Below are 17,319 nucleotides of genomic sequence, written 5' to 3'. Positions count from 1 at the left end.
CCGGCATGGACGACATCGGTGGGAACGGCGACGGCGACGGCGACATGGAGCTGTACGACCTGCGGGTGGTGGTCGACCGCATCGAGGGCAGATCCGTCTGCGGGATGGAGGTGGGTGACTGCTTCACGCTGGAGAACAGCGCCCACCTGCGGCTCCCCGACGGCGAGCACTTCTGCGTCTACGCGCTCGCCTCGGTGCTGCCCTTCCTCGCCGCCAAGCAGCGCGACCTCGCCGAGGGCGACTGGCTGGAGCGGGACACCCTGTTCGCCTGCCCCGATCCCGAGGAGCGGCTGGTGATGCGGGTCGAGCGGGCCCGCCGCCGCCGGATGAACTCCGCCGACCTGACCTGAGGGGGCTCGCGATGACGACCGACCGAGGGGGACCGCGATGACCACCGCCGAGCCGGGGTTCGCGATGACCACCGCTGAGCCGGGGGTTCGCGATGAGCGCCGACCTGAGGGGGGCCGCGCCGGCCGCCGGGCCGGGGGTTCGCGATGACGGCCGCTGAGATCGGTCTCGGCCTGCAGAGCGACAAGCGGGCCGGTGACTACGCGCGGCTCGCGCGCCGCGCCGAGGAGCACGGCTTCGACGTGCTGAGCGTGTTCGGCGACCTGATGTACCAGCCGCCGATCTTCCCCCTGCTGGAGATGGCCGCCGCCACCGAGAGGGTGCGGCTCGGCGCGGCCTGTCTCAACCCGTACTCGACGGCACCGTACGAGATCGCCGGGCAGCTCGCCGCCCTCGACCTGGCCTCGCACGGCCGCGCCTACCTGGGCCTGGCGCGCGGCACCTGGCTCGGCGCGGTGGGCATCGCCCAGCCCAGGCCGCTGACCGCCCTGGCGGAGGCCGCCGAGGTGGTCTACCGGCTGCTGGCCGGTGACACCGGCGGGTACGAGGGGAAGATGTTCCGTCTCGCGCCCGGTACCCGGCCGCGCTACCCCGTGCACCGGGCCCGGCCGCCGTTGCTCCTCGGCGCCTGGGGCCCGCGAGGGGCGGCGCTGGCCGGGCGGGTCGCCGACGAGATCAAGGTGGGCGGCAGCGCGAACCCGGCGATGGTCGGGGTGATCCGCGAGCGGGTCGCGGCCGGGGCGGTGGCGGCCGGGCGCGACCCTCGCGAGATCGGCGTCGTCCTGGGCGCGGTGACCGTCGTGGACGCCGACGGCGCCGCGGCCCGCGCCAGGGCGCGCGCCGAGGTCGCCATGTACCTCGCGGTGGTCGCCGACCTCGATCCGACCGTGGAGATCCCCGCCGACCTGCTCGGCCGGGTCAAGGAGCTGGTCGGCGCGGGGAGGGACGAGGACGCCGGGCGGCTGATCCCCGGCGACCTGCTCGACCTGTTCGCCTTCTCCGGCACCCCGGAGCAGGTGGCCGCACAGGCCCAGGCCCTCCTCGACGCGGGCGCGCACCGGGTGGAGTTCGGTACGCCGCACGGTCTCACCGACGACGGCGGCGTGGAGCTGCTGGGCACAGAGGTGCTGCCGTCGCTGGACCTTTCCCCGAAGAAGGTGGCGACAACGCGTTAACCGAGCGTGAGACGCCGCCCTCCCTGGTGACGCTCCGTCATCTCGAAACCGGATGCCCGGAGAACCTTCCGTCCGCAAAGCGTGCGGCCGGAATCGTCGCGCGCCGCTAATTTCACCTCAGTTCAGTATGGGTGAACATGAGAGGGGAGAAGGAGATGACGTGACGAGTGAGCGCGCCGGAGGCCCGGCGATCGAGGTGTCGGCGTGACGGCCGCGAGGACGGGACGTCCCGGCGACCTCCGTGACCCACGTGGTGACCCGCGTGGCGACCCGGCCGGTGGCCCGCGCCGTGACCTGGGCGGACATGACGGTCCCGGCGGCTCCGGAAGCCCCGGAAGCCCCGGAGGCCTCGGCGAGCGGGAGGCGCTGGCCGCCGACGCCGAGCACGCCGAGCACACCGAGCACGCAGGGGGCGCAGGGGGCGCAGGGGGCGCAGGGGGCGCAGGGAAGCCGGTGTGCCGCCGCGCGGAGTTCCTCGTCCCGCCCGCCCCCGCCGCCTGCCGTTACCCCGAGGTCGCCTACTTCGCGGGCAACTCGCTCGGCCTCCAGCCCCGTGCCGCCCGCGCCGCGATCTCCGCCGAGCTGGACGACTGGGCCCTGCACGCGGTCGAGGGACACCACCGGGCGGCACATCCCTGGCTGCCCTACCACGCCGAGCTGCGCGAGGACGCCGCCGCCCTGGTGGGCGCGTTCCCCGACGAGACCGTGGTGATGAACTCCCTCACCGTCAACCTGCACCTGATGATGGCGACCTTCTACCGTCCGGCGGGCGAGCGCACCCGCATCGTCATCGAGGACCACGCCTTCTCCTCCGACAGCTACGCGGTGCGCAGCCAGGCCGTGCACCACGGCCTCGACCCCGACGAGACGGTGGTCCGCCTGCGCCCCCGCGAGGGTGAGGACTGCCTGCGCACCGAGGACATCACGGATTACCTGGCCCGCGAGGGACACCGGGTGGCGCTCGTGCTCCTCGGCGGGGTCAACTACCTGACCGGCGAGTTCCTCGACATCCCCGCCGTCACCGCCGCCGGGCACGCGGCCGGGTGCCTCGTCGGCTGGGACCTCGCGCACGCCGCGGGGAACGTGCCGCTCGCGCTGCACGACTGGGACGTGGACTTCGCGGCCTGGTGCTCGTACAAGTACCTCAACGCCGGTCCCGGCGCGGTCGCCGGCTGCTTCGTGCACCGGCGCCACGTGACCGACCCGGAACTGCCCCGGCTGGCCGGGTGGTGGAGCACCGAGCAGGCGACCCGCTTCGAGATGCGGCCCGAACTCGTCCCCGTCCCCACCGCCGACGCCTGGCAGATCTCCAACCCGCCGATCCTCGCCATGGCCCCGGTCCGGGTCTCGCTGCGGATGTTCGCCGAGACCGGCATGACGGCGCTGCGGGAGCGGAGCCTGGCGCTCACCGGCTATCTGGAACGGCTGCTCACCGAGGTGGCCCGCGACCGCCCGCTGGAGATCGTCACGCCCGCCGACCCGGCCAGGCGCGGAGCCCAGCTCTCCCTCCGGGTGACCGGGGGCGGCGCCGGCGCCGTCGGTGTCGCCGACCTGGCCGCCCGGCTGCACGAGGTCCACGGTGTCCTCGCCGACGTGCGGCGCCCGGACGTCATCCGGTTCGCCCCCGTGCCCATGTACTCCACGTTCCACGACTGCTGGCGGGCGGCCGACGCGCTCGCCGGGGAGGTGAGACCGGCATGAGTTCACCCGGCGAGGTCGCCGTGGTCGGCGCCGGGCTGGTCGGCTGCCTGACCGCCTGCTACCTGGCCCGCCGAGGCTACGAGGTCACCCTGTACGAGCGCAGGCCCGACCCGCGCGGGGCCGCCCCCGAGCGCGGGCGCTCGATCAACCTGGCGATCTCCGAGCGGGGGATCGACGCGCTGCGCCGGATCGGGCTGGACGAGACCGTGCTGAAGGCCGCGCTGCCGATGCCCGGCCGGATGACGCACGCCCCCGACGGCACGCTCGCCTTCCAGCCGTACAGCGCCGGAGGACGGCGGGCGATCAACTCCATCAGCCGCTCGGAGCTCAACCGCACCCTGCTGGACGCGGCCCTCGGCATGCCCGGGGTCCGTGCCCTCTTCGAGCACCGGCTGACCGGGCTCGACGTCGACTCGGGCCGGATGGACTTCGACACGCCCGGCGGTCCCGTCACCCGCGCCGCCCCGGTCGTGCTCGCCGCCGACGGCGCCTACAGCGCGGTACGGGGACGGCTGCAGTTCATTCCCGGCTTCGACTTCAGCCAGGAGTACCTCGACTACGGCTACAAGGAGCTGACGATCCCGGCGCGCGACGGCGGGTTCGCCCTCGATCCGGGCGCGCTGCACATCTGGCCGCGCGGCAAGGCCATGATGATCGCCCTGCCCAACCCGGACAGGTCCTTCACCTGCACGCTGTTCTGGCCCAAGTCGGGTCCGGGCAGCTTCGCGGAGCTGGACACCGCGGAGCGGTTCGAGGAGTTCTTCGCCGCCAACTACGCCGACGCCCGCGCCCTCATGCCCGATCTCGCCGGGGACTACGCCCACAACCCGATCGGGCACCTGGTCACCATGCGGGCCCGCCCCTGGCACGTGCGCGGCACCGCCGGAGCGGTGGTCGGCCTGCTCGGCGACGCGGCCCACGCCATCGTCCCCTTCTACGGCCAGGGCGCCAACTGCGGCTTCGAGGACTGCGTGGAGCTCGACCGCTGCCTGGAGGAGACCGGCGACGACTTCCCCCGGGCCCTCGCCATGTACGGGGCCCGCCGCAAGGAGCACACCGACACCATCGCCGAGCTCGCGCTGGAGAACTTCGTCGAGATGCGCGACAAGGTCGCCTCCCGGTCGTTCCTGCTGCGCAAGCGCGTCGAGCACGGACTGGAACGGCTGCTGCCCGGTTTCTACGTCTCCCGCTACGAGCTCGTGTCGTTCAGCACGGTGCCGTACGCCGAGATCCAGCGGCGCGTCTCCCGCCGGCGCGGGGCGGTCGCCGCCGGGGCGCTCGGCGCGCTGGCCGCGGTCGCGCTGGCGGGCCGCGCCCTGCGCCGTCACTGATCGCCCCGCGCCGTCATCGGCCGTTCGGCGCCGTCACCGATTCACCCCGCGCCGCCGCGGGCCGTCTCCGCCGTCCCGGCGGGTGGAGGTCAGAACAGCCGGGGGGTCACCACGGACACGACCGTGGTGACCCGGTCGGTGTCGTTGAACATGCTGTGCGGGACGGTCGACCTCAGGTGGACGCTGTCGCCCGGGTGCAGCCGGTGCTCGACGCCGTCGACCTCGTACAGGAGCTCGCCCTCCAGCACGAAGGCGAACTCCTCCCCGGCGTGACCGTAGGAGTTCTCGCGCTTGCCGCCGGGCGCGATGTGCACCAGCAGCGGTTCGAGCACCAGGTTCGGGCCCCTGGCCGAGAGCATGCGGTAGGTCTGCTGGCCCGAGATGTACTCGGTGGCGGCCGTCGCCGAGCGGGTGAGGGTGAAGTGGCTCGGCAGCTGGGAGGCCGGGGCGCGCTCCTCCTCGGTCTCCTCCTCGGGCGGCGCGTCGTTGAAGAACTCCGCCACGCTGCGGTCGAGCGCGGTGGCCACGCTGTTGAGCGCGGTCAGGCCGATGGAGGAGATACCCCTCTCGACCTGCGAGAGAAACCCGATCGAGAGCCCGGAGTGAGTGGCGAGACCGCGTAGTGTCAGACCGCGCTCCTTGCGGAACTGCCGCATCCGGGCTCCGACGGCGTCGTGGCGGTCCAGCTCCTCACCGCTGCGACGCTCCGATGTGCCCACCTACGGCTCCCTCCGTCAAGCGGCGTGACCGCCTGTTCGCTCTAGCTAAACATATTTCATAACAAGAGTCGTCCTGCGTCAAAAAGGAGTCGGAAATGGCAGACGGTGATGCCCGGCAGCTGTCCGGAGTGCCCTCGGCGCCCTGCGATCCGCCGGAGTTCCTGAGCGATGTCCCCGGTTCCTATCCGTGGCGGGTCCTTCATGAACGGCACCCCGCCCTGATCGAGAAGGTCCGGGCCGCCACGCCGTACGACATCCGGGTGAACCGGGCCCTCGACCTGCTGCTCGAGGAGATCGAGGGGGTCATCGAGCCGCTGGAGGGCTCCGCGCACGACCGCGACCTGTGGGAGAGCTGGGACCGGGGCCACATCGGGCGGCGGTGGGACGACGCGCCGTTCCTGTGGGCGGAGAGCTACTTCTACCGCAAGCTCCTGTCCGCGGTCGGCTACTTCGGCCCCGGCGCGTGGCAGGGCGTCGACCCGTTCGAACCCTTCAAGCAGGCCGAGCTGTTCGGCGAGGCCGTCGACGAGGAGTTGCGCGAGCTCGACGTCCTGGCCGCGCTGCCCCCCGCCGAGCTGGCCGAGACGCTGACCCTGAGGGCGCTGTGGGGGAACCGGGCCGACCTCGTGTTCCGGGTCGCGGCCGGTCCCGAGCTCGCCGGCCGCGAATCCGGGCTGGTGGCCGACGACAGCGCGCTCCTGTGGTCGCTGATCGGCGGCGAGGGGGCCGGCGTTCCCGGTGCCCTCGGTGTCCCCGATGACGAGGCCGGTCGCGCGGCGGCCGGTCACGGGGGTGTCGCGCGGATCTGCCTCGTCGCCGACAACGCCGGGAGCGAGCTGCTGCCCGACCTCGTCCTGATCGACCACCTGCTGCACGCCCGGGGAACGGGCGAGGTCGTCCTGCACGTCAAGCCGCTGCCGTACTACGTGTCCGACGCCACCCCGGCCGACGTCCTGGCCTGCCTGCGGCGCATGTCGGCCGCGGGCGGCGAGGCGGGGGAGGCCGCGGGACGGCTGCGGGCGGCGCTCGGATCGGGACGGCTGCTCGTCAGGGCGCACGCCTTCTCCTGCGCGCCCCTGCCCTACCGCGAGATGCCGGTCGGCATGCGGGAGGACTTCGCGTCCGCGTCACTGACGATCATGAAGGGTGACCTGAACTACCGCCGTCTGGTCGGCGACAGGGCCTGGCCGCACACCACCCCGTTCGCCGAGGCCACCGCGTACTTCCCCGGTCCGGTCGCGGCGCTGCGCACCCTGAAGTCGGAGGTCGCGGTCGGCCTGGACGGCGACGTGGTCAAGGCCCTGGAGGCCACCGGCCGCCCCTGGCTGACCACCGGCGCCCACGGGCTCATCCAGGTCAGGCCGTGACCACCGGGGTCAGCCGCCGGACCGGGGGACGATCGGGCCCTCGCTCGCCTGAACGAGGACGAAGCCCTCTCCCTGGAACGCGAGCTGCAGCGCCTCGCCGCTGCCTCGCCCGATCAGCGCCCCCGCCTTCATCGTGCGGTTGACGCCCACGTGCAACCCCGCGCTCCAGCACACCGCGGACTGGCCGTCGGCGAAGGTCGGCGCCCGGGACGCGTCGAGGAGCACGGGGGCGCCGTGCGCGGTGACCGCCACCCAGCCGGTACCCCTGAGCGTGGTGTTGAACAGGCCGCCGGCGGCGACGCCCGCGCCCTGGACGCGCTGGATGTCCCAGGTGAGCTGCGGGTCGAAGGCCAGCAGGTTGGTGCCGTTGACGGTGAGCGCCTCGTCCTCCAGGTAGAACAGGTGCACGTCGGTGGCGTTGTCGGCGAAGAAGATCACGCCCTGCCCGCGGACCCGCATCAGCGGCGCGCCCTCCCCGCTGACCATCTTCTTCAGGAAGCGGCCGACGCTCCCCGCACCCTCGTAGTCGAAGTCCATCTGCCCCTGGAAGGCGACCATCGCCCCCTGCCGGGCCAGCACCTCCCCGCCCAGCCGCACCCGCAGCATCTTGGCGTTCTGCAGGGCGAAATGGTCGGGGAGCCGGTCCTGGTCAAGGTTTTCGAAGAACGAGCTACGCACGGGAGATGCCTCTCAGCGTCGGGGCGTCACAGGGTGGACGCCGCATGGTGAACGACGAATCCGGCCGCGAGGGAGTTCCCGGCCCGCCGTTCCCGGGCGCCCTCAGTGGCTTCGCTTGAGCATCGCGTCCGCGAGCGCGTCGGCGGCCTCGCCGAGCCGGCGGCCCACCGCGTCGAGCCGCGACAGCAGCTCGCGCCTGCGCAGGGTGTCCATGTCCAGCGGCCCGGCGAACAGCTCGGCGAGCCGGGCCTGGTAGAGCTGGCGGACGCGGCTGCACGCCTTGCGCGTGGCCAGCACGGCCACGGTGACCGAGGCCGGGGCGTCGATCATCTTCAGCACGGCGCCCTCCAGCTCGTCGAGACCGTCGATCACCGCCTGCAGCGGTTCGGCCGCGAACCGCAGGTCCTCCGGCCCGAACAGGTCGATCTCGCGTACGTGGTCGCGCAGCTGGTCCAGCACGTCGTCGATCGAGCGGGAGAGCCTGAACAGGTCCTCCCTGTCGATCGGGGTCGCCAGCACCCGTCGCAGGAGCCGTACCAGCTCGGCCCTGGCCTCGTCCCCCTCGTGCTCCACGTCGGCCATCCGGGCACGCGCCGCCGACCGCTCGATCTCGCCGGACGCGACCGAGCGGGCCAGCTCGGCCCCCGCCCGCGCGATGGCGACCTGGTCCCGTACCAGCCCGACGATCCGCCGCCCCGACCGGCCGCGCAGGTCGTCCCAGGCGCGCGCGAACCTCCGGGTCCCGCCCTTGGCGCGCTTCATGTCAGTCTCAGCGCGAGACCGCCGAGACAGCCCAGCGCCATCGACGACGGCAGCGTGACCAGCCACGCCGTACCCACGTTCACGACACCCTGCCATCGCACTCTCCTCGCTCCCTCGCTCGTCGCCGCGCCGACCACCCCCGCGGTGATCGACTGGGTCATGCTCACCGGGCTTCCCAGGGCCGAACTGCCGAGGGCGGCGCCGGTGGCCGCGGCCTCGGCGGAGACGATGTGCAGCGGGCGGGTGATGACCACCCCGCGGCCCAGCCTGCCTCCGACGCGGACCAGGCTCGTCAGGGCACCGGCGAGGAAGATCGCCACCAGGGCGGCCATCCACACCGGCGGGACCTCGACGGGCCCCACCCCGCCGAGCCCGTCACGGCTCACCCCGATCGCCACGCTCACCACCGCGATCATCTTCTGGCCGTCGTTCACCGCGTACGCCACGCACTGGGCCGAGTAGGCGAGCAGGTGGGTGGTGAACACCAGCCGCGGCATGCGGCGGTGGGACGGCACGCGGTGCGACACGGCCCCCAGCAGGTAGCCCAGGGCCAGCCCGGCCAGGGGCGCGCCGGCCCCGATCGCCAGGACGGTGCCCAGGTCGCGCCACGACACGGGGAGCCCGGCGCCGAGTCCCGCGCCGCTGATGCCGCCGATCACCGCGAGGGTCAGGCTGGTCGGCAGGCCTCTGCCGGTCAGCACCGCGACCACCGCCACCGCGATCACCACTCCCACCAGGAACGCCGCCGCGCCGCCGCTCGTCCCGAGCCCGGCCAGCCGCTCGGTGAACGTGCGCGCGACCGTGACCCCCAGGAGGTACGGGACGGCGAAGAGCACGGACACCAGGAGCACGGCGACCGCCCAGCCGGGGGAGCGGGGGAACCTGAGCCCGAGGCCGATGATGGTGGCGCCGTCGTTGGCCCCGCTGGCCAGCACGAAGAGGATCGCCACGACGGCGAACGCCAGGGTCCATCCCATCAGCGGGGGGACCGCCGGTCGTGCCCCGCGCCCTCGTGGCGCTCGCGCGCCGGGTGGCTCGCCGTCACGCCTCTCCCTCGCCCCGGGCGGCGCGGGCGGTGTGGACGTACGAGACGTGGGCGGCGCGGGCGCACGAGGCATCGGTGTCGCGGAGGCGACGGCCGGTCGGCCCTCGGTGACGGCGCAGGGGGCCGGGAAAGCGCCGGTGACCACGGCTCGGGGAGCTCACACGCATTTATGACCCTTCATTTGGAAAGCTTCAGTTTTAGGTTAACAGAGGGTAAACAATCGGGGAATTGCCGCTGACGTACGGATGACATCCCGTGTTCGCCGTCGCTTGGCCGATCGGGCGCGCGCCGGGCGGGACGCGCGGGGGCGGGCCTCGCCGCGAGCGGCCGGGAGGGAGGTTGTTACGATCGGCCGGTGCCCGACCGGGGAGGTGGAGGGTGGGCGAGCGCCCGTACGTGCTGCTGAGCTGCGCGATGTCCGTCGACGGATACATCGACGACGGCACGCCGCACCGGCTCCTGCTCTCCAACGACGAGGACTTCGACCGGGTCGACGCGGTCCGCGCCACCTGCGACGCGATCCTGGTCGGGGCGGGCACCGTCCGCCGTGACGACCCCCGGCTTCTGGTCAGGTCGCCGGAGCGCGGGCGGGAGCGGGCCGCGCGCGGCCTGCCGCCCTCTCCGGCGAAGGTGACGCTGACCGCCACCGGGGACCTCGACCCGAACGCCGCCTTCTTCACCGCCGGTGACGCGGAGAAGATCGTGTACGCCGCGCCGGCGGCCGTGGCGAAGCTCGTCGGCCGTCTCGGCGGGGCCGCCGAGGTGGTCGACGCCGGTGCCCCGGATGACGGCGACGGCGGCGACGGCGGCGACACCGTCGATCTCGGCCGCGTCCTCTCGGACCTGCGCGGGCGGGGAGTGCGCCGCCTGATGGTCGAGGGCGGCACCTCCGTCCACACGCGCTTCCTGCGGGAGGACCTCGTGGACGAGCTCCACCTCGTCGTCGCCCCGTTCTTCGTCGGCGACCCCGCCGCCCCGCGTTTCGTGCTGGGAGGGGACTTCCCCCGCGACCGCCGCCGCAGGATGGACCTGGCGGAGGTCCGCAAGATGGGCGACGTCACCCTCCTGCGCTACCGGCTGGCCTGACATGCCGTCCACGGGGGAGGTCGGGATGGGCGACCACGACTGGCTGGAGCTGGCGTGCGACCTGGCGAGGTCGTGCCCGCCCTCGGAGACGGCCTTCTCGGTCGGTGCCGTGGTCGTCTCCGCCGGCGGAGAGGAGATCTCCCGGGGATACTCGCGGGAGGGCGGCGATCCCCACGTCCACGCGGAGGAGTCGGCGCTCGGCAAGATCTCCCCGGACGACCCCCGGCTGGCCGGTGCCACGGTCTACAGCAGCCTGGAGCCGTGCAGCGCGCGCAGGTCGCGTCCCAGGACCTGCACCCGCCTGATCCTGGACAGCGGCGTCCGGCGCGTGGTGATGGCCTGGCGCGAGCCGCTGGTCTTCGTCGACTGCCACGGGGCCGAGGAACTCGCGGCGGCCGGGGTGACCGTGGTGGAGATTCCCGAGCTGGCGGGCCGTGCCCGCGAGCCCAACGCCCACCTCCTCCCCGGCTGACCGGCTTTCGGGCACCCCGCCCCGTACGGCCCCCTGAACCCCGGCCTCCCGGCCTCCCGGCCATCTCGTCATCGGGTCATCCCGGCCGTCCGGTCGGCAGGGGGGGCGTCCGGTCCCGTTCGGGGGCGCTCGATCCCGCGGGGGAGATTCACCGTCGCGGTGAACCGACTCGTTACCCGGCCGGAGAACCAGCTAATCCTAGGAACGATTACTTATAGCGATAAAAGTAATCGCATAATCCTCTCAACTGCGCTTATATGCGATTTTTCGGTTTGTATGGCCGCTCCGCTCGGTAGTCATTAGATATCGAACGAGAGGCCGAGCACCATGAGATTTCTCGGGAAAAACGCGATATTTCATGATCCGTCGGCTGCCCCCGTGGTCCACGGGGAGACCACCGCCGTGGCCCGGCCCGGGGAGCGGTGATGACCGGCACCGTTCTCGTCGCCCGCGTGGACAACGCGGGTGACGTCCTGCTGGCGGGGCCCGCGATCCGCGCGGTGGCCGCGAGCGCGCGGGAGGTCGTGCTGCTGACCGGGCCGTACGGCCGGGCCGCCGCCGAGCTGCTGCCCGGGGTGTCGCGGGTGGTGGAGTGGCGCACGCCGTGGATCGACCCCGCCGCGCCGCCCGTGAACGGCCCGCACGTCCTGAGGCTGCTGCGGATCATCCGGGACGTGGCCCCCGAGCAGGCGCTGATCCTCACCTCGCGCCACCAGTCGCCGCTGCCGATGGCCCTGCTGTTCAGGCTCGCGGGTGCGTTGAGGATCGCCGCGATCTCCGCCGACTACCCCGGCTCGCTGCTCGACGTGCGGCACGTCGTCGACGAGGACGTGGACGTGCCGGAGCCCGAGCGCATGCTCGGGCTCGCCGGTGCGGCGGGATTCGAACTCCCCAAGGGAGATCCGGGCACCCTCGCCGTACGACGCCCGCTGCCCGACGCCGGCCACCTCACCGGGCCGCCCGGCTACGTGGTCCTGCACCCCGGGGTGTCGGCCCCGGCCAGGGCGTGGCCGGAGGAGAGCTGGTCACGCACGGTCCACGACCTGGTCCGCTCGGGCCGCAGGGTCGTCGTGACCGGCGGCCAGGACGAGCGGGCGCTCACCGCGCGGATCGCCTCCGGCGTCGGGCAGCACGGCCTGTCCCCCGGCCCCCTCTTCGCGGGCGGCTGGATGGGCGGTGGTCCCGTCCGCCTGCGCGGCTGGGAGGAGGCCGACGAGCCCGCCTTCACCGAGGGCTGGGTCGACGGGCAGTCCGTCGCGACGGGCGGCCGGGGCCCGGACGACCCCTCGGCCCCGCGCGGCGGGCGGCCGGGCGGGCATCCGGGAAGGTCCGTCGTCGACCTGGGCGGCAGGACGACCTTTCCCGAGCTCGCCGCGGTGCTCGAGGGAGCGTGCGCGGTGGTCGTCGCCGACGCCGGTCCCGCCCACCTCGCGGCCGCGGTCGGCACGCCGGTCGTCAGCCTGTTCGCCCCCGTGGTCCCCGCCGGGCGCTGGGCGCCGTACGGGGTGCCGACCGTGATCCTCGGCGACCGGCGGGCTCCCTGCGAGGGGACCCGGGCCGGCACCTGCCCGGTCCCCGGTCACCCCTGCCTGTCGTCGGTGCCGAGCACGCGGGTCGTCGAGGCGGTCGACCACCTGACGTTCGTGAAAGAGGCCGTGACATGAGGAGCGCCCCGACGTTCGCGAAAGAGGCAGTCACATGAGAGTCCCCCTGGTACCTGAGCACGCGAGCCCTCTCGAGACCGTCGGCGACACCGACACCGACACCGACACCGACGCCGGAGGGCGGAGCGTCGATGTCACGGGATCCGCGGAGGACCGGCCGCTCATGGTGGTGCTGCGCGGGCTGGGACTGGGGGACCTGCTCACCGCGGTCCCGGCGCTGCGCGCCCTGCGGCGCTCCCACCCCGGCCACCGGATCGTGCTGGCCGCGCCCTCCGCGCTGGCGCCCCTGGTGCCGCTGATCGGCGGGGTGGACGAGGTGTGCGACGTGTCGGGACCCGGTCACGTACCGCCGCTCGGCTGTCGCGTCGACGTCGCCGTCAACCTGCACGGGGGCGGCCCGCACAGCATCGCCGCGCTCCACCGCACCGGCCCGGCGCGGTTGCTCACCCACACGCACCCGGCCTTCCCCGACGCGTACGGACCGGACTGGCCGGGCGACGTGCACGAGGTGCGGCGCTGGTGCGACCTGCTCGGCTGGTACGGCATCGAGGCCGATCCCGCCGACCTGGAACTGGAGCGCCCCCGGCTCGGTGACGAGGGGCCGCGGCCGGTCGTCGTCCACCCGGGAGCCGCGTACCCGGCCAGGCGCTGGCCGCCGGAGCGGTTCGCGCTCGTGGCCGCGGAACTGCGGGACAACGGGCACGAGATCGTGATCACCGGGAGCGAGAAGGAGCGGGACCTCGCCGAGCGGGTGGCGCTGCTCGCCGGGCTGCCGTCCACGTCCGTGCTCGCCGGGCGCACCGGCCCGCTCGAACTGGCCGGGCTGATGGCGAGGGCCCGGCTGCTGATCTGCGGCGACACCGGGGTGGCCCATCTGGCGGCGGCCTTCGTCACTCCCTCCGTGGTGCTGTTCGGACCTGTCTCGCCCGCCCGGTGGGGGCCTCCCGAGACGGGGCCGCACACCGTCCTGTGGACTGGGGGTCTCGGCGACCCCTACGGGTACCAGCCCGATCCGGGGTTGCTGGAGATCGGTGTCTGGGATGTCCTGGATGCTGTGGCGCGGTTGACGGAGGTGGGTGTGCGGTGAACGGGCGGCGGGTCGTGGTGACCGGCGGGGCCGGGTTCGTGGGGTCGCATCTGTGCGAGCGCCTGGTGGCCGAAGGGGCGGAGGTGATCTGCCTGGACAACTTCCTGACCGGTTCGCCGCGTAACGTCGAGCATCTGGTGGGGTTGCCGGCCTTCCGGCTGGTGGAGTGTGACGTGACCGGCTTCGTGCACGTGCCGGGGGAGGTGGACCTGGTGTTGCACCTCGCCTCGGCGGCCTCACCGGTGGACTACCTGCGTCATCCGATCGAGACGTTGAAGGCGGGCAGCCTGGGCACGTTGCACGTTCTGGGGCTGGCCAGGCAGAAGGAGGCCCGGCTGGTGCTGGCCTCCACCAGCGAGGTCTACGGGGATCCGCTGGAGCATCCGCAGCGCGAGAGCTACTGGGGCAACGTCAACCCGGTCGGGCCGCGCAGTGTCTACGACGAGGCCAAGCGGTTCGCCGAGGCCCTGACCACCGCGTACCGCACCTGTCATGGCACCGACACCGCGATCGTGCGGATCTTCAACACCTACGGGCCCAGGATGCGGCCCTACGACGGCCGGGCCATCCCCACCTTCGTGCGTCAGGCGCTGCGCGGTGAGCCGATCACGGTGGCCGGCGACGGCGGGCAGACCAGGTCGGTGTGCTACGTCGACGACACGGTGGAGGGGATCGTGGCCCTGGCCCGCGGCGAGCTCACCGGCCCGGTCAACATCGGCAATCCCACAGAGCTGACCGTGCTGGCCCTGGCCGAGACGGTCCGCCACCTGACCGGCTCGGGATCACCGATCCGTTTCGTCGGCCGCCCCGACGACGACCCCGAGATCCGCCGCCCCGACATCTCCCTGGCCACCTCCGCGCTGGGCTGGCGACCGAGGATCGACGTCATCGAGGGGTTGCGCCGCACCATCACCTGGTTCACCCGGGAGCTCAGCGGGTCACAGGAGCTGATCCCCCGCTGAGAGTCCCCCTTCCCGCCGTACGCGGATCTTCACGCCGTACGCGGAGCGACGGTCAGGCGTGACCGTGATCATGGGCGTCGGCGCGGACGAGGCGCAGGAAGGCCTTGAGGCCGGTGATCACCTCGTGGTTGTCGGTGAGACCGTCCACCGTGTCCTCGAAACGCCGGGCGAGACCGGTGATCCGCCGTTCCAGGGCCTCGTCGCCGTTCCGCAGGTCGGCGCCGAGCGTCTCGGTGACGCCCCGGAGCCGCTCGGCCGCCTTCGTCAGCGCGGTCACCTCGGCGGCCAGGCCGTCCACCCGGGCGACAAGGGAGACGATGTCCTCGCGAGGGTGGCGAGCCTCGCTCATCAGCGTGGTGACCCGCTCGCGAAGGTGGGACAGGTAGGCGCCCGCAGGGCGGAAACCGGTGCTCAGCAGGTAGAACCCGGCGAAGTAGTAGCCCACCGAGGCGCCCGAGAAGTAGGTGATGACCGCCAGGAGCGCCGCCGAGACGACGTGGCCGCCGATGGCGAACCGGCGCATCCGCCGGGCGATCTCCAGGGCCTCGGCCTCGTGCCCCTCGGGCACCTCGATGCCGCGCTCCCTGGACACGTGGATCTCGTGGACCACCTGGCGCGCCCCGAAGTAGAGGTTCCACGGCAGGGTGAGGAGCACGATCAGCCAGATGAGGCTGATCGCGCCGAGCCCGAGCGACAGGAACGTGGAGAGCGGGACGCGGGCGTACACGAGCAGCCACGCCGCGACCACCGTGGCGACGAGCCCGACCAGGAAAATCCACCATTTCATGGGCTGAGCATCTCGGAGGTCAGGGAGTTCGGGGAGGGCGCGCGCACTCAGCCGCCCCTGAGCATTCCTACTCAGACGCGTCCCGGCGACGGCCGGTCCCGGAGCTGGACGGAGCTCCAGACGACCTCGCCGTCCACCCTGCCGCCGGTCGGTGCCAGGCCCGCGCGGCGGGCCACCGCCGAGGAGGCGGAGTGGTCGGGATGGATGGTGGCGACGATGGTGGCCGTGCCGTGGTCCCTGAGCCACGCGACGAGTGCGACCGCCGCCTCCCCGGCGATGCCGCGGCCCTGCCAGGGGGTTCCCACGACCCAGGCCACGGCCGCGCGGTCGCGGGTGACGGTCGCCTGGACGTAGCCGACCAGCCGGTCCGAGTCGCCGTCCGAGCCGTCGACAGGTCGGTTCGAGTCGTTGTCCGAGGAGCCGTGCGAGCCGCCGTCCGGGGCGTCGAGGCGGATCACCCAGTTGAGCCACGACTCCTCCCGGCCCGGTGGCGGGGTGGCGACCAGGCGGGCGTAGCGGTCGCGGAGTTGCCCGGGGGTCTCGGGCGCACCGCCGATGAAGGCGTGCAGGGCCGGATCGCCGAGCACCTCGGCCATCTCGGCCGCGTGGCGCACCGCCAGCGGCTCCAACGTGAGCCTGGCGGTTCTTACGGGTTCGGCGTCCATCGGTCGAACGAGTGTCCCACGAGCGCCGCTCGCCCGCCGTTCGCTCAACGGCACGACCGGCCGGAGGGCGCGAACGGGCACGGCCGGCCGGAGGACGGTCACGGGCACGGACCGGTCAGGCGGTGGGGACAGGCACGTACCGGTCAGACGGCAGGAACAGGCATGGAACAGTCAGACGGAAGGGGCGGGCACGGACCGGTCAGACGGTGGGAACGGACACGGACCGGTCGACGCTGCCGGGGGCGAGCACGTGCTCGATGACCATGACGGCGGCGCCGATCACGCCCGCGCGGTCGCCCAGCTCGCTGGCGGTGATCGTCAGGTGCTGGGTGGCGAGGGGCAGCGACCGGCTGTAGATGACCTCGCGGAGACCGGCGAGCACCTGCTCCCCGGCCTCGGAGATGTCGCCGCCGACGACTATCACCGAGGGGTTGAAGAAGTTGACGATCGAGGCGAGCACGTCGCCGACCTCGCGGCCCGCCTGCCGGATGAGCTGGACGGCGTGGGTGTTGCCGCCGCGTACGAGGCGGACCACGTCGCGGCTGTCCTCGGCCCGCACCCCGTCCGCGGACAGCTTGGCGGCCATGGCGGCGCCACTGGCGACGGCCTCCAGGCAGCCGACGTTGCCGCAGCGGCAGACGGTGTCCAGGGCCGAGGCCACCCGGATGTGCCCGATGTCGCCGGCCGCGCCCTGCGCGCCCCGGTGCAGGCGGCGGTCGCTGATGATGCCGCAGCCGATGCCGGTGCCGATCTTGACGAAGATGAGGTGGTCGGCCTCGGGGCGGGCTGCCCAGTGCTCGCCCAGCGCCATGATGTTCACGTCGTTGTCGACGAGAACGGGGGCGCCGAGGCGCGAGCCGAGCCACTCCGGGACGGGGAAACCGTCCCAGCCGGGCATTATCGGGGGATTGACCGGTCGTCCCGAGCTGTGCTCGACCGGGCCGGGCAGGCCGACGCCGATGCCGCAGATCTCGTCCGGGCGGTGGCCGGTCTCGGCGAGCATCTCCTCGAAGGTGCGCTGGAGCCAGCCGAGGGTCTCCTCGGGGCCGCGGTCTATCGACACCTCGGCCGCGCGCTCGGCGAGGACCGTGGTGCCGAGGTCGGTGACCGCCACCCGGGCGTGGGTGGCGCCGAGGTCGGCGGAGAGGACGACGCGGGCGGTGCGGTTGAACGTGAAGGCGATGGCCGGGCGGCCCCCCGAGGAGATGGCCTCCTCGGTCGGGATGATCCACTGCTGGCTCAGCAACGCGTCGAGACGCTGGGCCAGGGTGGATCTGGCCAGCCCGGTGAGCTGGACCAACTCGGCCCTCGTTCTGGCCTGACCGTCGCGCAGGATGTTCAGAAGCGCCCCTGCGCCGGCGATCGAACCGTTAGCTTCGCTAAGCATGCGCACAGTCAACACTCCTTGTTTCCGCCGCGTCAAAGCAACTTAGGTCCTCCACCTGTTCCATTATGCCAAATGGTGACGTG

Annotated in this window: 17 protein-coding genes; 10 read left to right on the top strand and 7 right to left on the bottom strand. The window is 72.9% G+C overall.

The features are described from left to right. Positions 1 to 5: 5 nt before the first annotated feature. From ACVCAG_RS18415 to ACVCAG_RS18400, 4 genes are all read left to right on the top strand, one after another. Positions 6 to 350, top strand: coding sequence for a TIGR04076 family protein (locus ACVCAG_RS18415; protein ID WP_440084337.1), 345 nt, complete (start codon positions 6 to 8; stop codon positions 348 to 350). Positions 351 to 494: 144 nt separating this feature from the next. Beyond that, positions 495 to 1,523 carry an LLM class flavin-dependent oxidoreductase gene (locus tag ACVCAG_RS18410; RefSeq protein ID WP_440084338.1) on the top strand — a complete coding sequence of 343 codons (1,029 nt, stop codon included), beginning with the start codon at positions 495 to 497 and terminating at the stop codon, positions 1,521 to 1,523. A 204-nt stretch (positions 1,524 to 1,727) separates the two neighbouring features. Continuing rightward, positions 1,728 to 3,224, top strand: coding sequence for a kynureninase (kynU, locus tag ACVCAG_RS18405; RefSeq protein WP_447190067.1), 1,497 nt, complete (start codon positions 1,728 to 1,730; stop codon positions 3,222 to 3,224). Continuing rightward, positions 3,221 to 4,555, top strand: coding sequence for an FAD-dependent oxidoreductase (locus ACVCAG_RS18400; RefSeq protein ID WP_440084340.1), 1,335 nt, complete (start codon positions 3,221 to 3,223; stop codon positions 4,553 to 4,555). The genes kynU and ACVCAG_RS18400 overlap by 4 nt, the downstream gene beginning before the upstream one ends. A gap of 89 nt (positions 4,556 to 4,644) precedes the next feature. On the opposite strand, the gene ACVCAG_RS18395 is transcribed toward ACVCAG_RS18400, so the two are convergent. Then, positions 4,645 to 5,274, bottom strand: coding sequence for a cupin domain-containing protein (locus ACVCAG_RS18395; protein WP_440084341.1), 630 nt, complete (start codon positions 5,272 to 5,274; stop codon positions 4,645 to 4,647). Positions 5,275 to 5,369: 95 nt separating this feature from the next. Between ACVCAG_RS18395 and ACVCAG_RS18390 the strand changes: the two genes are divergently transcribed. After that, on the top strand, positions 5,370 to 6,641 hold the full coding sequence (locus ACVCAG_RS18390; RefSeq protein ID WP_440084342.1) for an ARMT1-like domain-containing protein: 1,272 nt from the start codon (positions 5,370 to 5,372) through the stop codon (positions 6,639 to 6,641). A gap of 9 nt (positions 6,642 to 6,650) precedes the next feature. Here ACVCAG_RS18390 and ACVCAG_RS18385 read toward each other — a convergent pair whose 3' ends face one another. The 3 genes from ACVCAG_RS18385 to ACVCAG_RS18375 all read right to left on the bottom strand — a co-directional run bounded on the left by ACVCAG_RS18385 (position 6,651) and on the right by ACVCAG_RS18375 (position 9,058). Continuing rightward, complete coding sequence (locus ACVCAG_RS18385) at positions 6,651 to 7,319, bottom strand: AIM24 family protein (RefSeq protein ID WP_440084343.1); 669 nt, start codon at positions 7,317 to 7,319, stop codon at positions 6,651 to 6,653. Positions 7,320 to 7,421: 102 nt separating this feature from the next. Further along, the gene (locus ACVCAG_RS18380; RefSeq protein WP_447190066.1) at positions 7,422 to 8,081 is read right to left on the bottom strand and encodes a DUF47 domain-containing protein; all 660 of its coding nucleotides are present in this window, start codon (positions 8,079 to 8,081) and stop codon (positions 7,422 to 7,424) included. Then, positions 8,078 to 9,058 carry an inorganic phosphate transporter gene (locus tag ACVCAG_RS18375; RefSeq protein ID WP_447190065.1) on the bottom strand — a complete coding sequence of 327 codons (981 nt, stop codon included), beginning with the start codon at positions 9,056 to 9,058 and terminating at the stop codon, positions 8,078 to 8,080. The genes ACVCAG_RS18380 and ACVCAG_RS18375 overlap by 4 nt, the downstream gene beginning before the upstream one ends. Positions 9,059 to 9,504: 446 nt before the next feature. On the opposite strand from ACVCAG_RS18375, the gene ACVCAG_RS18370 reads away from it, so the two are divergent. The 5 genes from ACVCAG_RS18370 (at position 9,505) to ACVCAG_RS18350 (ending at position 14,397) form a co-directional block, all read left to right on the top strand. Next, positions 9,505 to 10,212 carry a RibD family protein gene (locus ACVCAG_RS18370; protein WP_447190064.1) on the top strand — a complete coding sequence of 236 codons (708 nt, stop codon included), beginning with the start codon at positions 9,505 to 9,507 and terminating at the stop codon, positions 10,210 to 10,212. Between the two features lie 25 nt (positions 10,213 to 10,237). Then, positions 10,238 to 10,684, top strand: coding sequence for a dCMP deaminase (locus tag ACVCAG_RS18365; RefSeq protein ID WP_440084347.1), 447 nt, complete (start codon positions 10,238 to 10,240; stop codon positions 10,682 to 10,684). Between the two features lie 425 nt (positions 10,685 to 11,109). Further along, positions 11,110 to 12,348 (top strand): glycosyltransferase family 9 protein, encoded by a 1,239-nt coding sequence (locus ACVCAG_RS18360; protein ID WP_447190063.1) that lies wholly within the window; start codon positions 11,110 to 11,112, stop codon positions 12,346 to 12,348. A gap of 34 nt (positions 12,349 to 12,382) precedes the next feature. Next, positions 12,383 to 13,435, top strand: coding sequence for a glycosyltransferase family 9 protein (locus tag ACVCAG_RS18355; protein ID WP_447190062.1), 1,053 nt, complete (start codon positions 12,383 to 12,385; stop codon positions 13,433 to 13,435). Continuing rightward, complete coding sequence (locus ACVCAG_RS18350) at positions 13,432 to 14,397, top strand: UDP-glucuronic acid decarboxylase family protein (protein ID WP_447190061.1); 966 nt, start codon at positions 13,432 to 13,434, stop codon at positions 14,395 to 14,397. Before ACVCAG_RS18355 ends, ACVCAG_RS18350 begins: the two co-directional genes overlap by 4 nt. 52 nt (positions 14,398 to 14,449) lie before the next feature. Here ACVCAG_RS18350 and ACVCAG_RS18345 read toward each other — a convergent pair whose 3' ends face one another. The 3 genes from ACVCAG_RS18345 to ACVCAG_RS18335 form a co-directional block, all read right to left on the bottom strand. Then, complete coding sequence (locus ACVCAG_RS18345) at positions 14,450 to 15,184, bottom strand: hypothetical protein (RefSeq protein ID WP_447190060.1); 735 nt, start codon at positions 15,182 to 15,184, stop codon at positions 14,450 to 14,452. A gap of 71 nt (positions 15,185 to 15,255) precedes the next feature. Next, complete coding sequence (locus ACVCAG_RS18340; RefSeq protein ID WP_440084352.1) at positions 15,256 to 15,849, bottom strand: GNAT family N-acetyltransferase; 594 nt, start codon at positions 15,847 to 15,849, stop codon at positions 15,256 to 15,258. A 199-nt stretch (positions 15,850 to 16,048) separates the two neighbouring features. After that, positions 16,049 to 17,236: an ROK family protein gene (locus ACVCAG_RS18335; protein WP_440084353.1), complete on the bottom strand. Its 1,188-nt coding sequence runs from the start codon at positions 17,234 to 17,236 to the stop codon at positions 16,049 to 16,051. Between the last annotated feature and the right edge of the window lie 83 nt (positions 17,237 to 17,319).

Source organism: Streptosporangium sp. G12 (genome assembly GCF_052983175.1).
The sequence above is the reverse complement of the archived record's forward strand: the minus strand, read 5'-3'. Positions and strand labels throughout refer to the sequence as shown.

What these genes read in the sequence shown, in the direction of transcription:
- ACVCAG_RS18345 (WP_447190060.1), bottom strand. Translation starts at nt 15,184, where the DNA reads ATGAAATGGTGGATTTTCCTGGTCGGGCTCGTCGCCACGGTGGTCGCG.
- ACVCAG_RS18410 (WP_440084338.1), top strand. Translation starts at nt 495, where the DNA reads ATGACGGCCGCTGAGATCGGTCTCGGCCTGCAGAGCGACAAGCGGGCC.
- ACVCAG_RS18390 (WP_440084342.1), top strand. Translation starts at nt 5,370, where the DNA reads ATGGCAGACGGTGATGCCCGGCAGCTGTCCGGAGTGCCCTCGGCGCCC.
- ACVCAG_RS18365 (WP_440084347.1), top strand. Translation starts at nt 10,238, where the DNA reads ATGGGCGACCACGACTGGCTGGAGCTGGCGTGCGACCTGGCGAGGTCG.
- ACVCAG_RS18415 (WP_440084337.1), top strand. Translation starts at nt 6, where the DNA reads ATGGACGACATCGGTGGGAACGGCGACGGCGACGGCGACATGGAGCTG.
- ACVCAG_RS18335 (WP_440084353.1), bottom strand. Translation starts at nt 17,236, where the DNA reads ATGCTTAGCGAAGCTAACGGTTCGATCGCCGGCGCAGGGGCGCTTCTG.
- ACVCAG_RS18400 (WP_440084340.1), top strand. Translation starts at nt 3,221, where the DNA reads ATGAGTTCACCCGGCGAGGTCGCCGTGGTCGGCGCCGGGCTGGTCGGC.
- ACVCAG_RS18355 (WP_447190062.1), top strand. Translation starts at nt 12,383, where the DNA reads ATGAGAGTCCCCCTGGTACCTGAGCACGCGAGCCCTCTCGAGACCGTC.
- ACVCAG_RS18360 (WP_447190063.1), top strand. Translation starts at nt 11,110, where the DNA reads ATGACCGGCACCGTTCTCGTCGCCCGCGTGGACAACGCGGGTGACGTC.
- ACVCAG_RS18340 (WP_440084352.1), bottom strand. Translation starts at nt 15,849, where the DNA reads ATGGACGCCGAACCCGTAAGAACCGCCAGGCTCACGTTGGAGCCGCTG.
- ACVCAG_RS18380 (WP_447190066.1), bottom strand. Translation starts at nt 8,081, where the DNA reads ATGAAGCGCGCCAAGGGCGGGACCCGGAGGTTCGCGCGCGCCTGGGAC.
- ACVCAG_RS18375 (WP_447190065.1), bottom strand. Translation starts at nt 9,058, where the DNA reads ATGGGATGGACCCTGGCGTTCGCCGTCGTGGCGATCCTCTTCGTGCTG.